At 70.6% G+C, this 13,645-nt stretch carries 11 protein-coding genes; 7 read left to right on the top strand and 4 right to left on the bottom strand.

The genetic code is table 11. The annotated features are described in order from the left end of the window. The first annotated feature begins 52 nt into the window (after positions 1 to 52). The 3 genes from ACN20J_RS39185 (at position 53) to ACN20J_RS39175 (ending at position 2,617) form a co-directional block, all read left to right on the top strand. Positions 53 to 1,261: a pyridoxal phosphate-dependent aminotransferase gene (locus ACN20J_RS39185; protein ID WP_055616123.1), complete on the top strand. Its 1,209-nt coding sequence runs from the start codon at positions 53 to 55 to the stop codon at positions 1,259 to 1,261. A gap of 137 nt (positions 1,262 to 1,398) precedes the next feature. Continuing rightward, positions 1,399 to 2,049 (top strand): hypothetical protein, encoded by a 651-nt coding sequence (locus tag ACN20J_RS39180; protein ID WP_189840824.1) that lies wholly within the window; start codon positions 1,399 to 1,401, stop codon positions 2,047 to 2,049. A gap of 145 nt (positions 2,050 to 2,194) precedes the next feature. Beyond that, complete coding sequence (locus ACN20J_RS39175; RefSeq protein WP_189840823.1) at positions 2,195 to 2,617, top strand: acyl-CoA thioesterase; 423 nt, start codon at positions 2,195 to 2,197, stop codon at positions 2,615 to 2,617. 109 nt (positions 2,618 to 2,726) lie between these two features. On the opposite strand, the gene ACN20J_RS39170 is transcribed toward ACN20J_RS39175, so the two are convergent. Then, entirely contained in the window at positions 2,727 to 3,131 is a 405-nt protein-coding gene (locus ACN20J_RS39170; RefSeq protein ID WP_189840822.1) for a winged helix-turn-helix transcriptional regulator, read from the bottom strand. A 102-nt stretch (positions 3,132 to 3,233) separates the two neighbouring features. Between ACN20J_RS39170 and ACN20J_RS39165 the strand changes: the two genes are divergently transcribed. Further along, entirely contained in the window at positions 3,234 to 4,745 is a 1,512-nt protein-coding gene (locus ACN20J_RS39165; protein WP_259333601.1) for an MFS transporter, read from the top strand. Between the two features lie 71 nt (positions 4,746 to 4,816). On the opposite strand, the gene ACN20J_RS39160 is transcribed toward ACN20J_RS39165, so the two are convergent. Beyond that, positions 4,817 to 5,725: an NAD(P)H-binding protein gene (locus tag ACN20J_RS39160; protein ID WP_373310709.1), complete on the bottom strand. Its 909-nt coding sequence runs from the start codon at positions 5,723 to 5,725 to the stop codon at positions 4,817 to 4,819. Between the two features lie 96 nt (positions 5,726 to 5,821). On the opposite strand from ACN20J_RS39160, the gene ACN20J_RS39155 reads away from it, so the two are divergent. The 3 genes from ACN20J_RS39155 (at position 5,822) to ACN20J_RS39145 (ending at position 10,382) form a co-directional block, all read left to right on the top strand. Continuing rightward, positions 5,822 to 6,673, top strand: coding sequence for a helix-turn-helix domain-containing protein (locus tag ACN20J_RS39155; RefSeq protein ID WP_189840821.1), 852 nt, complete (start codon positions 5,822 to 5,824; stop codon positions 6,671 to 6,673). Positions 6,674 to 7,146: 473 nt separating this feature from the next. Then, on the top strand, positions 7,147 to 9,417 hold the full coding sequence (locus ACN20J_RS39150) for an alpha-N-acetylglucosaminidase (RefSeq protein ID WP_189840820.1): 2,271 nt from the start codon (positions 7,147 to 7,149) through the stop codon (positions 9,415 to 9,417). Positions 9,418 to 9,566: 149 nt separating this feature from the next. Next, complete coding sequence (locus tag ACN20J_RS39145; protein ID WP_419667745.1) at positions 9,567 to 10,382, top strand: chitosanase; 816 nt, start codon at positions 9,567 to 9,569, stop codon at positions 10,380 to 10,382. A 95-nt stretch (positions 10,383 to 10,477) separates the two neighbouring features. On the opposite strand, the gene ACN20J_RS39140 is transcribed toward ACN20J_RS39145, so the two are convergent. Further along, positions 10,478 to 11,800: a nucleobase:cation symporter-2 family protein gene (locus tag ACN20J_RS39140; protein ID WP_259333624.1), complete on the bottom strand. Its 1,323-nt coding sequence runs from the start codon at positions 11,798 to 11,800 to the stop codon at positions 10,478 to 10,480. Positions 11,801 to 12,145: 345 nt separating this feature from the next. Beyond that, a complete protein-coding gene (locus ACN20J_RS39135; protein ID WP_189840818.1) occupies positions 12,146 to 13,525 on the bottom strand; it encodes an 8-oxoguanine deaminase in 1,380 nt (459 codons plus the stop codon). Positions 13,526 to 13,645: the final 120 nt, after the last annotated feature.

Raw genomic sequence — 13,645 nt, 5'->3', positions numbered from 1 at the left:
GCTCGTACTTGGTAAAACCAAGCAACACACGAAACCGGAGGGGCGAGCGCGCATGGAGTTCCGGCAGTCGAACAAGCTCAGCGAGGTCTGCTACGAGATCCGGGGCCCGGTGATCGAGCACGCCGACGCGCTGGAGAAGGCAGGCCACAGTGTGCTGCGCCTGAACACCGGCAACCCCGCGCTCTTCGGCTTCGAGGCGCCGGAGGAGATCCTCCAGGACATGATCCGGATGCTGCCCCAGGCGCACGGGTACACGGACTCGCGCGGCATCCTCTCGGCCCGCCGGGCCGTGGCGGGGCGCTATCAGACGCTGGGCCTGGAGGTCGGCGTCGACGACGTCTTCCTCGGCAACGGCATCTCCGAGCTGATCTCGATGTCCGTACAGGCGCTGGTAGAGGACGGCGACGAAATCCTCATCCCCGCCCCGGACTTCCCCCTCTGGACGGCCGTCACGACCCTCGCGGGCGGCAAGGCGGTCCACTACCTCTGCGACGAACAGGCCGACTGGTACCCGGACCTGGACGACATGGCGTCGAAGATCACGGACCGCACCAAGGCCGTGGTCATCATCAACCCGAACAACCCCACCGGCGCGGTCTATCCGAAGGAGATCATCGAGGGCATCCTCGACCTCGCCCGCCGACACGGCCTGATGGTCTTCGCCGACGAGATCTACGACCAGATCCTGTACGACGACGCCGTGCACCACTCCGTCGCCGCACTCGCCCCCGATCTGGTGGTGCTGACGTTCTGCGGCCTGTCGAAGACGTACCGGGTGGCCGGCTTCCGCTCGGGCTGGCTGGTGATCACCGGTCCGAAGCAGCACGCGAAGAACTACATCGAGGGCCTCACCATGCTGGCCTCCATGCGGCTGTGCGCCAACGCGCCCGCGCAGTACGCCATCCAGGCCGCGCTCGGCGGCCGGCAGTCCATCCACGAACTGACCGCTCCCGGCGGGCGTCTGCACGAACAGCGCACCGTGGCCTGGGAGAAGCTCAACGAGATCCCCGGCGTGTCCTGCGTGAAACCGAAGGGCTCGCTGTACGCGTTCCCGCGCCTCGACCCCAAGGTCCACAAGATCCACGACGACGAGAAGTTCGTCCTGGACCTACTGCTCCGGGAGAAGATCCAGGTCGTCCAGGGCACCGGCTTCAACTGGCCGACCCCCGACCACTTCCGCATCCTCACCCTCCCGCACGCCGACGACCTGGACGCGGCGATCAGCCGGATCGGACGGTTCCTGAGCGGCTATCGGCAGTAGCGGCTCCAGGCGGACGTTGTGCTCCTGGGCCTGCGAAGCGGCGATGTCAGACCCGGGTCGTAGTCTTCGAATGGGCCCGCTGATCGCCTGGATCATCGCGTGGGCCCCCTCGTCGACGGACCGGGAAGGAGCGCGCCATGACACGACCGCCGACCGCCGCGCAGCGGCGCGTCATCGACGCGGCCGATCCCGTGACCGGGCGGCTCAGAGGTACGGAGAGCCAGCTCGCGGCGCTGGTGAAGCGAGAGCTCGCGTTCCGGCATCCGCGTCCGCCGCACGATCACTTCCTGACGCCCGCCGGGCATCGGATCCGCGAGGAGACGGCCACCCCTGCGGCGAGCGCTCCGGAAGCCGCCGAGCCCGCCCGGGAGCCTGCCCGGGAGTCCTCCGGGGTGTTCGCCGCCCGGATCGGTGGCGAGGAGGGCATCGACTCCGGCCCGTCGCGCATACGTGAGGTGCACAGCGCCTGGCAGGGGCTGCTCGAACTGCGCCGCATGACCAATCCGCACGGGGTCGTGGACCGGCCGTGCGCATGGGAGCGTACGCATCTGGTGCAGGCCGCCGCGCTCGCGCTGGAGGCGGCGGGGCACCGGCCGGCGGGCGCGGACACCGAGGGGTACCGGGTGCGGGCGACGCCGCAGCCGGAGGCCGTCGCCGTGCGCGGCCCTGACGCCGGGGCCCTGCGGGAGTGCGCGGCGACGCTGGAGCAGGCAGGCTGGCAGGTGGGCGAGCACACGGAGCCGCGGACGGGTGCGCGGTATCTGCTGGCCTCGCCGCGACGGATATGACAGCCCCCTGAATGCCGTACGGCATTCAACGGTTGACGGCCTTGAGCAACCGCTCAGTACGCTTGCGCCCGTTCTGCTGTTTGCCGTCGAACACGCAGAGGCCGTTGCAACCGCCGCAGCTGTCGCAGCCGTTGAAGGAGAAGTCATGGCCGAGCCGTTTTCCGTCCCGGTGACCGTGCGTGGGTACGAGACCGATGTCCAGGGGCACGTGAACCAGGCCGTGTACGTGAACTACGCGGAGCACGCCCGCTGGTCGTTGCTGCAGGCCGCGGGGATCAGCCAGGCCGGTCTGGCGGCCAAGGGCGTGGGCCCGGTGTCACTGGAGATGACCGTCCGCTACCGGCGGGAGCTCCGGGCGGGCGACGAGGTCGAGGTGACCTGCGATTTCATCTGGGGCCAGGGCAAGACGTTCCGGGTCGAGCAGACGATCCGCAAGTCCGACGGAACTGTCGCCGCCGAGATCACGGGGGTCGGCGGCCTGATGGACCTCAAGGAACGAAAGCTGGTGGCGGACCCGAGGGACTACTTCCGCGCACTGGCGTCCGATCCCGGGCGGTTCGGCCTCTGAGGCAACTGGGGGCGCGCGCCCTTAGGGGCGCGGGGAACTGCGCAACCAGCCACAACGGACCCGCAGACGACACACACCAACACACACCACGCCACACACCCGGCTCGCCTTACAGCGGAGCGCCCAGCTCCGGCCGGTGCTCGGCGTCGTACGCCGCACGCGCCTCGGCGATCGTGACGCGATGCCGCTCCGCCCAGTCGGTCAGACCGATCAGGCTGGCGTGCAACTCACGGGCCACCGGCGTGAGTTCGTACTCCACCTTCGGCGGGACCGTCGGGTGGACGGTGCGCGTGACGAGTCCGTCGCGCTCCAGATTGCGCAGGGTCAGCGTGAGCATGCGGCGGCTGATGCCCTCGATGCTGCGCTCCAGCTCGGTGAAACGGATCGGGCCGTGAGCGGCGGCCACGATGATCATCACGCTCCATTTGCCCGCGACCCTGTCAAGAACTTCCCGGACCGGGCAGCCCTCCGCGTGCACGACCTGCGACGTAACACCGGTGTTCCCCTGGGACATTGAAGTGCCTCCTTACGCCGGTCTCCATGGTCACCCACGATATCCCCCGTTACAAGTCGTGCACCTATGGAACAACCTGCAGCGATACGGAGGGCCAAGGCCATGTCGTCCCGGAACGGGTCACCCACAGAGCGAACCGCGCCGCACCCGGAACGGAGTCCGGCGCAGCGAACGTACTCCCGTTGGGCGTCCCTCGTCGTGCTCTGCGCGGGCACGCTGATGACGATCCTGGACGGCAACATCGTGACCGTCGCGATGCCCGCGATCCAGAGCGACCTCGGCTTCTCGGCGCCGGGACTGGCCTGGGTCGTGAACGCGTACCTGATCCCGTTCGGCGGGCTGTTGCTGCTCGTGGGGCGGCTCGGTGATCTGGTCGGCCGGAAGCGGATGTTCGTGGCGGGGCTCGTCGTGTTCACCGTGGCGTCCGTGCTGTGCGGGGTCGCCACGAGCCAGGGCATGCTGATCGCGGCGCGGGCGCTGCAGGGCGTCGGCGGGGCGATGACCTCGGCCGTGGTGCTGGGCATGCTGGTCGCGCTCTTCCCCGAGCCGCGCGAACAGGCCAAGGCGATCGCCGTGTTCAGCGCGGTCGGCGCGGCGGGCGGCGCGCTCGGCACCTTCCTCGGCGGGGCGCTCACCCAGGCGCTCAACTGGCACTGGATCTTCCTGATCAACCTGCCGATCGGGATCGTCGCCTGGATCGCGGCCCTTCGCATCCTCGCCCCCGACCGCGGTGCAGGGCTCGGCAAGGGCGCCGACTACCCAGGTGCCGCACTGGTTACCAGCGCGCTGATGCTCACGGTGTACGCGATCGTGGGCGCCGGCGAACGCGGGCTGAGCACCACGCTCGCGCTGGGGGCCGTCTCCGTCGCCCTCTTCGTCGCCTTCACCCTGCGGCAGGCGCGGGCCGCCCGTCCGCTGCTGCGTCTGAGGCTGTTCCGTTCACGCCTGCTCGCCGGCGCGAACGGGGTGCAGATCCTGATGGTCGCGGCGATGTACGGCTTCCAGTACATCGGGGCGCTGTACCTCCAACGCGTGCTGGGCTTCGGCGAGTTGATGACCGGTACGGCGTTCCTGCCCGCGCCCGTCCTGATCGGGGTGCTGATGCTGGGCCTGTCCGCGCGGACGATCGGCCGCTTCGGCCCGTACCGCGTGCTGCTCGCCGGGCTCGTGCTCATCACCGCCGGGATGGCGCTCCTGGCCCGGGTACCGGCCGACGGTTCGTACGTCGTCGACGTGCTGCCCGCGATGCTGCTCCTGTCCACCGGGTTCGCGGCGGCGATGCCCGCGGTGACCGGGCTCGCCATGTCCGGCGCCCTGGAGGAGGACGCGGGCCTGGCGTCCGGCCTCTTCAGCACCACCCAGGTGGTGGGCGGTTCCCTGGGCCTCGCCGCCCTCACGACCCTCGCGGCGAGCCGCACGGACGGTCTCGTGGACGGCGGCACGGCGCTCGCCACGGCCACCGCGGACGGGTACCGGCTGGCGTTCGCGGTCGGTACGGGGATCGCGCTGGCGGGGCTGGCGCTCGCGGCGGGAGTGCTGCGGCCGGGGCGCGAGTCGGCCTCGGAACCGGTGAAGGCCGAGACTCAGGCTCAGGAGCCTGTGCGGCAGAGGTAGCGAGGTAGGGGCTCATGCCCGGAGCGCGGCTGTGGGGAAGGAACGGTTCCCCACAGCCGCGCTCCCGCGAGTCAGCTCTCGCCGAACGCCACCCTGTGGTCCACCGCCCACTCCCGGTACGTACGCGGCGGCCGGCCCAGCACCTGCCGCACCTCCTCCGTGACGACGGCGTTGCGACCACCGCGTACGTACGCGCTGCCGGCCAGCACACCCTCCACGTACTCCGCGCTCATGCCCCACTCGGTCAGCCGGGCGCGGGACTCGTCCGGAGTGAGGTCCTCGGTGGCGACCGGGCGGCCGAGGACGTCGGCGAGTACTGCTGCCTGACCGGGGACGCTCAGCAACTCGGTGCCGGTGAGCGTGTAGGTGCGGCCCGCGTGCCGTGCGGAGAGCAAGGCCTCCACGGCGACCGCGGAGACGTCACGCGGGTCGATGACGCCCTGCAGCCCGTCGCCGGTCATGTTCGGTACGGGTTCGCCGGCGCGGATGGGCTCGGCCCAGCTCAGGGTGTTCGAGGCGAAGGCCGAGGGACGCAGGATCGTCCACTCCAACTCGCTTTCCCGTACGGCCTGTTCACCCGGGAGGTGCCAGGAGCCGACCCTGCCGACCGCGGGGTCGCCGGTGCCGATCGCCGACAGCTTCACGACACGGCGTACGCCCGCCGCGCGGGCCTGTTCGACCAGGGCACGGTCGCGGTCCGCGTCGTCCGGGCCCAGTACGCCGACGAGGAACACGGCCGAGGCGCCGGCCATGGCCGCGTCCACGGACGCGGGGTCGAGGTAGTCCCCTCGTACCACCTCGACCTCCGCCTCCGCCTCCTGCCCTGCCCCTGTCGCTGTCCCGTCGGGCACCCGGGCTCGGGCCTGGGCATGGGCCTTGGACGGGTCGCGGGTCAGGGCACGGACCTTCTCCCCGCGCTGTGCGAGCTGTCGTACGACTTCGCTGCCGATGGTGCCCGTGGCACCGGTGATGAGGATCATGGGCACCAGCGTGTCGAGCGGGCGGCCGGAAGCTCTAGGAAATTCCGGCACGGTTCGGCAGGCCGTGCGGCTGTCCGGCGCGTCTACGGTGGACAGGTGACCAACGACGTTGCCGAGCGCACCCTTTCCGCCCCTGACGCGTTGCGGCCGTGGATCGACGGCATCGAGATCGGGGTGCCGGTCGACAGCAGCGACGGCGACCACGGCCACGGCCACGGCGGTGGTGCGTCGCGTGAACCGTTCACCCGGGTTCCGGACACCGCGACGAAAGTCGTCGTCCGGGTCGACGAGAACGGTCACCGGGACACGCTCGTCGTCGGGCCGCGCACCCGGGCCACCTATCACACGAACAAGCAGCTCGCGTCGTGTGTGCAGGTGCGGCTCGGGCCGGGTACGGCGCGGCCGTTGCTCGGTGTCGCGGCGGTCGAGCTTGTCGGGCGGGTGGTGCGGCTCGGGGACCTTCCCGGTGCGTCCGCTCGTCAACTCGCCGATGAGTTGCGGTGGTTGGAGGGTGAGGATGCGGTGGGGCGGCTGATGGAGGTGCTGCCGGGGAGGCTTGCGGGTGACGACGACGGGGCGGGGCGGGCTCGGCGGGAGGTCCTGCGGGCTGCTGTTGAGGCGTTGTCGACGGATGCGGGGCGTGTTCCTTCGCCGGTGCGGGAGTTGGCTCGGCGGTTGGCCGTGAGTGAGCGGCAGTTGCGGAATCTGTTTGCCGAGGGGGTGGGGGTTTCTCCCAAGCACTTTGCTCGGATCGGGCGGGTTCGGCATGTGCTGGCGCGCGGTCGCGGTGGGGAGGTGGGGTGGGCCGAGCTTGCCGCGGCCACCGGGTACTACGACCAGTCGCATATGACGGCCGACTTCCGCACGCTTATGGGCGTTCCGCCCCGGTCCTTCTTCACCGGGCGGCTGCCGGTGGCGCAGCCTTGTGAGTCCCTGAGCCGGGTGTGACCCGAAGGCCTTTCTTCGCCCCCGCCGCCCCTACCCATTCCCGTCCCTTACTCAGGGGCTCCGCCCCCGAACCCCCGCATCGCGCTGAACGCGCTCGTCCTCAAACGCCGGACGGGCTGAGTGATGCGGGACCGGGCTACATGGACCGGGTCGCAAGGCGCAGACGAACAAGGGCGCCCCGTTAGGGGCGCGGGGAACTGCGCACCCAGCCACAACCAACCCGCACCCAACGTCAATCAAGCAACCACCCCGTCCTCCAGCCCCTCCGGCGTTTGAGGAGCAGGGGTTCGGGGGCGGAGCCCCTGAAAAGGGACGGGAATGGGTAGGGGCGGCGGGGGCGAAAACAAACCTCTCGGCCAGTTCACCGCCGGTTCTCCCCCATGTGGCCCAGCCGCCGTGCCCAGAACCCCCCACCGGGGGTATCCCTCCCACGGCACCCCCACCGCCACCACCGCGACCCCGGAGACCCACCCATGCCGCTAGCCCGTCGCGCGTTCCTCACAGCCGTCGCCGGCGCAGCCGGTACCGTCGCTTGTTCTCACGCACCCGCGCACTCGGACGGCACCCCGGCCAAGGAGGCACCCGTGACGGAGGCGGCAGCAGCGGCGGCAACGAGGGCGGCCCGGCGGCTCCTCCCCCACCACTGGCGGCAGCTGCGATTCGAGACGACGAGCACCGACACCAGGACCAGGACCGGGCCCGGAGCCGGAAGCAGGACCGGAACCAGAACCAGAACCGACACATTCGGCGTCTCCGGCGGCCCCGGCCGCATCACCATCACCGGCGACACCGCAGCCACCCAACTAACCGGCCTTCGCTGGTACTTGAAGCACATCGCCCACGCCAACATCAGCTGGGCGGGCGAGCAGCTCGACCTCCCCACGGACCTGCCGGGCCTCGCCGACCCGGTCACCCGAACGGCCACCGTCCCGCACCGGTTCGCCCTGAACGACACGAACGACGGCTACACGGGGGCGTACAACGACTGGCCGTACTGGGAGCGCGAACTCGACGTGCTGGCGCTGCACGGGTACAACGAGGTGCTGGTGTACGCGGGCGCGGACGCGCTGTACCACCGGGTGTTCCGGGGGTTCGGGTACACGGACGAGGAGCTGCGGCAGTGGATCGCGGGGCCCGCCCATCAGCCGTGGTGGCTGATGCAGAATCTCGCCGCCTTCCCAGATCCCGTGTCGCGGCAGCTCCTCGACGCGCGCGCCGCGCTGGGGCGCCGAATCACCGACCGGGTAAGGGAGTTGGGCATGACGCCCGTGTTCCCGGGCTACTTCGGCACCGTCCCGCCGGGCTTCACGGAAAGGAACGAAGGGGCGCGCACCGTTCCCCAGGGCACCTGGATGGGGCTCCGGCGCCCCGACTGGCTGGACCCTCGCACCGAGCACTTCGCGCGCGTCGCTGCGGCCTTCTACCGCGCCCAGGACGAGCTGTTCGGCGGCCCTTCGACGCTCTACAAGATGGACCTGCTGCACGAGGGCGGGGACCCGGGTGACGTCCCGGTCGCCGACGCGGCGAAGGGCGTCGAGAAGGCGCTGCTCACCGCGCACCCGGACGCGATCTGGGTCATCCTCGGCTGGCAGCGCAACCCGCCGCGGGCCATCGTCGACGCCGTGGACAAGGCCCACATGCTCGTCATCGACGGGCTCTCCGACCGCTTCCCGAAGGTGAAGGACCGCGAGGCCGACTGGGGCGACACCCCGTACGCCTTCGGGTCGATCTGGAACTTCGGCGGCCATACGACCCTGGGCGCCAACACCCCCGACTGGGCAACCCTGTTCAACAAGTGGCGCACCAAGCCGGGCAGCACCCTGCGCGGTGTCGCCCTGCTGCCCGAGGCGGCCGACAACAACCCCGCCGCCTTCGAGCTCTTCTCCGAACTCGCCTGGGAGGAGGGCGAGTTGGATCTCACCGTCTGGTTCAAGGACTGGGCCCTCTCCCGCTACGGCGCCCGCGATCCGCGCGCCGAGACCGCCTGGGACATCCTGCGCCGCACCGCGTACGGCACGACACGCGCCGACTCGTGGAGCGAGGGCGCGGACGGGCTGTTCGGCGCCCGCCCCACGCTCACCGCGAAGTCGGCCGCCAAATGGTCGCCCAAGCAACTCCGGTACAGCGCCGAGGAGTTCGAGCCCGCGCTCGGCGAGCTGCTCCGGGTGCGTGCGAACCTCCGGAACTCCTCCGCGTACCGCCGCGATCTACTGGACGTGGCCCGCCAGGCCGTCTCCAACCGCAGCCGCGTCCTCCTCCCCCGCATCAGAGAGGCGTACGAGGCCGGGGACACGCCCTGCTTCGACCGGCTGACCGGCGACTGGCTCGCCCTGATGGACGCGCTGGAGACCCTGCTGGCCACCGACTCCCGGCATCTGCTGGGGCGTTGGGTCGCCGACGCGCGGGCCTGGGGCGCGGACGCGGCGGAGCGGGACCGGCTGGCGTACGACAATCTGTCGCTGCTGACGGTGTGGGGCACCCGGCAGGGCGCGGACGCCGGGCTGCGCGACTACGCCAACCGCGAGTGGGCGGGTCTGGTCGGCGGGCTCTACCGGCTGCGCTGGTCGACGTACTTCACCGAGCTGCGGGCCGCGATGGCGGACGACCGGGAGCCGGAGGCCGTCGACTGGTTCGCCCTGGAGGAGCGCTGGACACGCCGGCCGGGGCATCTCGCCACCCGGCCCACCGGTGACACGTACGAAGCCGCCGTCCGCGTACGAGAAGTGCTGGTCACGACCCGCTAGCCGGCCCCTCGCCACCGCCCGGCCCCGGACTACGACCTCGACTCCTCCACAACACACACCTCCTTGACGGGTATACGTCACTCCGAATCTCTGGTAGGAAACTTTCCTAACAGTACGGAAGAGCGACTCCCACCCCCACTGGAGGTCCCGTGCACACCCCCCACATACGCTCCCCGCGACGAACTCTTCTCGCGTTGATCGGAGCATCCCTGGTGGCAGGTCCCCTCATCGCCACCAGGTCCGCGAGCGCCGCGCCGGCCGGCCTCGACGATCCGGCGAAGAAGGAGATCGCCATGCAGCTGGTCTCCAGCGCGGAGAACTCCTCGCTGGACTGGAAGGCGCAGTACCGGTACATCGAGGACATCGGCGACGGCCGTGGCTACACGGCCGGGATCATCGGCTTCTGCTCCGGTACGGGCGACATGCTCGACCTCGTCGAGCTGTACGCGCAGCGCAGGCCGGGCAACGAACTGGCCGGATATCTGCCGGCCCTGCGTCGCGTCGACGGCACCGACTCCCACGAGGGCCTCGACCCCGGATACCCGGACGCCTGGCGCCGGGCCGCCCAGGACGAGGCGTTCCGGCAGGCCCAGAACGACGAGCGCGACCGCGTCTACTTCAACCCCGCGGTCGGTCGGGGCAAGGCCGACGGCATCGGCACGCTCGGCCAGTTCGCGTACTACGACGCCATCGTGATGCACGGCGACGGCGGCGACAGCACGAGTTTCAGCAGCATCCGCAGGCGGGCCCTCGACCAGGCGAGGCCCCCGGCGCAGGGCGGCGACGAGGTGACGTACCTCAACGCCTTCCTCGACGCCCGGGTGTGGGCGATGAAGCAGGAGGAGGCCCACGAGGACACCAGCCGGGTGGACACCGCCCAGCGCGTCTTCCTCAGGAACCGGAACCTGAACCTGGATCCGCCCCTGGACTGGCAGGTCTACGGGGACAGTTACCACATCGGCTGAGCATCCGGCTCGGTGCCTGACTGGCCACCCAAGCCCGACTGAACACCCAAGGGCGCGGCACGCGTGACGTGCCGCGCCCTGCCCGTCCGGATGGGTCAGTGGACCGAGGCCGGTTGCGGATCCATCGGTGACGTCACCTCGTCGTCCGCCGCTCGTCCCCCGCCGAGGTGGTTGAAGACGAGGTTCAGGGCGACCGCCGCCACGCACCCCGTCGAGATCCCCGAGTCCAGGATGATCTTTGCGGTCTCAGGGAACGCGTGGTAGAACTCCGGCGCCGTGATCGGGATGATGCCGACGGCCAGCGAGACCGCCACGATCAGGACGTTGTTGTCCTTCTCCAGGCCCGCCTTGACGAGGGTCTGGATGCCGCTCGCGGCGACCGAGCCGAACAGCACCACGCCCGCGCCGCCGAGCACGGGGCGGGGTACGACGGCGATGAGCGAGGCGGCCATCGGGCACAGGCCCATCAGGACGAGGAAGCCGCCGCCCGTGGCGACGACGTACCGGCTGCGGATCCTCGTCATGGCGACCAGGCCGATGTTCTGGGCGAAGGCGCTGCACATGAAGCCGTTGAAGAGCGGGCTGAGGGCGGAGCCGAGGGTGTCGGCGCGCAGGCCCGCCGCGATCGTCTTCTCGTCGGCGGGGCGCTCGACGATCTCGCCCAACGCCAGCATGTCCGCGGTCGATTCGGTCATCGAGACCACCATCACCACGCACATGGACAGGATCGCGGCGAGCTGGAACTGCGGGGCGCCGAAGTGGAACGGCGTGGGGAAGCCGACGACGGCCGCGTCGGCCACCGGGCCGAAGTCGGTGGCGCCGAAGGGGATGGCGAAGAGCGTGCCGACGACCAGGCCGAGCAGCACGGCGATCTGTTTGACGAAACCGCGGGTGAAGCGGCGCAGGAGCAGGACGACGACGAGCGTCGCGCCCGCCAGGCCCAGGTTGGTGGTGGAACCGTAGTCGTCCGCCGCGGGGTTGGGGCCCTGCGCCCAGCCGAAGGCGACCGGCATCAGGGATATGCCGATGAGCGTGATGACCGTGCCGGTGACGACGGGCGGGAAGAAGCGGACCGCCTTGCTGAAGAACGGGGCGGCGAAGAAGCCGAGTACGCCGGCGACGATGACCGCGCCGAAGATGACCGGCAGCGCGTCGCTCTTGTCGTCGGTGGAGTTGACGACGGCGATCATCGGGGCGACCCCGGCGAAGGTGACGCCGTTGACGAAGGGCAGCCGGGCGCCGATCTTCCAGATCCCGAGGGTCTGGAGGAAGGTGGCGAGGCCCGCGGTGAACAGGCAGGCGCCGGTGAGGAAGGTCAGTTCGGTCGGGGTCAGGCCCACGGCCGCTCCGACGATCAGGGGCGGGGCGACGACTCCCGCGTACATGGCGGCCACGTGCTGCAGACCGCTGGTCGCCATCTTCAGGGCGGGGAGTCTCTCGTCAACCGGGTGTTTGTGCAGGTGAGTTGAGTCTGCGTCCGTACTGCTGGACGTGGGCTGGGCGGCCACGGCGGCTCCTCCGGTCGGTTGCACGTCGGCGTCGACGTGGGTTTCAGGGAGGTGGGGCGCGGTCGTGCGGGACCGGGACGATGCCCGTCACGGGGCGTGGCGGGTAGACCGTTCCGGGGCGCGCGCACGTCCATGCGCGTGCCCCGGAGACGGTCGCCGTGGGCCCTGCTCGGGTCCACGGCCACCGGCCGAGGGCCGTCCCCCTCAGCCGGAGATCTTCAGGTGTCAGAAGGTGCAGGGAGATGCAGGGAGGCGTCAGGCCTGCGCGGCGATCCGTGCGAGACGCTGGGCCTCGGTCCGCGTGGAGCGGGCGATGGCGTCCTCGTCGACGTGCAGCAGTCGGCCGTTCTCGACGATCTGCTCTCCGTTGACGAAGGAGGCGGTGACCGGCGCCGCGGCGCCGAAGACGAGGGCGGTGACCGGATCGGCGATCGACGCGTGGGCCAGGGTGTCCAGGTTCCACAGCACGAGGTCCGCGAGCTTGCCGGCTTCGAGCGAGCCGATCTCCCCTGCCCTGCCCAGGACTTGGGCTCCGCCGTACGTGCCGAGCCGCAGCGCCTGCCGGGCGTTGAGCGCGGCCTCGCGATGGGCGCCGAGGCGGTTGATGAGCAGGGCGTTGCGCAGCTCGGTGTGGAGTTCACCGGACTCGTTCGACGCGGTGCCGTCGACGCCGAGTCCGACCGGGACGCCGGCCGCCAGCATGTCGGGGACGCGCGCGATCCCGGCCGCCAGACGGGCGTTGGAGGACGGGCAGTGGGCCACACCGGTCCTCGTACGGGCGAAGGCGGCGATGTCGGAGTCGTTCATGTGGACGCAGTGCGCCATCCACACGTCCTCGCCGAGCCAGCCGGTCGACTCGAAGTAGTCGGTCGGGCCCATCCCGAACAGCTCCTTGCAGAACTGCTCCTCCTCGACCGTCTCCGAGCCGTGGGTGTGCAGGCGGACGCCCTTGCGGCGCGCCAACTCGGCGCCCTGCTTGAGGAGTTCGGTCGACACGGAGAAGGGTGAGCAGGGGGCCACGGCCACCTGTGTCATCGCGCCGAAGGACGCGTCGTGGTGTTCGTCGACCGTCGCCTCGGTGGCGGCGAGGGCCCCTTCGAGGGTCTCGACGGCGAAGTCCGGGGGCAGGCCGCCGTCCTTCTCGCTGCGGTCCATGGAGCCGCGGGCGAGGGTGAAGCGGACGCCCATCTCGCGCGCGGCCCGGATGATCGAGCCGGACAGGTCGCCGGAGCCCTGCGGGAAGACGTAGTGGTGGTCCATGGCGGTGGTGACTCCGCCGCGGGCCATCATGCCGAGCGAGCCCTGGGCCGCCGCGTACGTCATACGCTCGTCGATGCGCGCCCAGGTCGGGTACAGGGCGACGAGCCAGTTGAAGAGGTTGTGGTCCGTGGCGAGGCCGCGGGTGATCCACTGATAGAAGTGGTGATGCGTGTTGACCAGGCCCGGGGTCACGAGGTGGCCGGTCGCGTCGATACGGCGTACGACGTTCTCCAGGCCCTCGGGGGCCCTGCCCGTGCCGAGCGACTCGATGCGGTTGCCCGCCAGGACCAGATGACCGGACGCGTACTCGGTGTCGTCGGCGTCCACGGTCGCGATCGCACAGTTCTCGATGACGATGCGCGGGTCTGCTGCCATGGTTCGTCCTTCTTCGCTGAGGAATCGCTGAGTTGGAGTGGGCACGGCAGGACCCTGGGAGGTTTGAGTGCCGCGGCCCGGCCGGGGACGGGCCGCGGGTGCCGAAATGGGGGGGCGTCG

This window comes from Streptomyces sp. 2-1, assembly GCF_048564895.1.
GTDB lineage: Bacteria > Actinomycetota > Actinomycetes > Streptomycetales > Streptomycetaceae > Streptomyces > Streptomyces phaeochromogenes.
This window is presented reverse-complemented; position numbering and strand designations above follow the sequence as displayed.

What these genes read in the sequence shown, in the direction of transcription:
- ACN20J_RS39185 (WP_055616123.1), top strand. Translation starts at nt 53, where the DNA reads ATGGAGTTCCGGCAGTCGAACAAGCTCAGCGAGGTCTGCTACGAGATC.
- ACN20J_RS39180 (WP_189840824.1), top strand. Translation starts at nt 1,399, where the DNA reads ATGACACGACCGCCGACCGCCGCGCAGCGGCGCGTCATCGACGCGGCC.
- ACN20J_RS39175 (WP_189840823.1), top strand. Translation starts at nt 2,195, where the DNA reads ATGGCCGAGCCGTTTTCCGTCCCGGTGACCGTGCGTGGGTACGAGACC.
- ACN20J_RS39170 (WP_189840822.1), bottom strand. Translation starts at nt 3,131, where the DNA reads ATGTCCCAGGGGAACACCGGTGTTACGTCGCAGGTCGTGCACGCGGAG.
- ACN20J_RS39165 (WP_259333601.1), top strand. Translation starts at nt 3,234, where the DNA reads ATGTCGTCCCGGAACGGGTCACCCACAGAGCGAACCGCGCCGCACCCG.
- ACN20J_RS39160 (WP_373310709.1), bottom strand. Translation starts at nt 5,725, where the DNA reads ATGATCCTCATCACCGGTGCCACGGGCACCATCGGCAGCGAAGTCGTA.
- ACN20J_RS39150 (WP_189840820.1), top strand. Translation starts at nt 7,147, where the DNA reads ATGCCGCTAGCCCGTCGCGCGTTCCTCACAGCCGTCGCCGGCGCAGCC.
- ACN20J_RS39140 (WP_259333624.1), bottom strand. Translation starts at nt 11,800, where the DNA reads ATGGCGACCAGCGGTCTGCAGCACGTGGCCGCCATGTACGCGGGAGTC.
- ACN20J_RS39135 (WP_189840818.1), bottom strand. Translation starts at nt 13,525, where the DNA reads ATGGCAGCAGACCCGCGCATCGTCATCGAGAACTGTGCGATCGCGACC.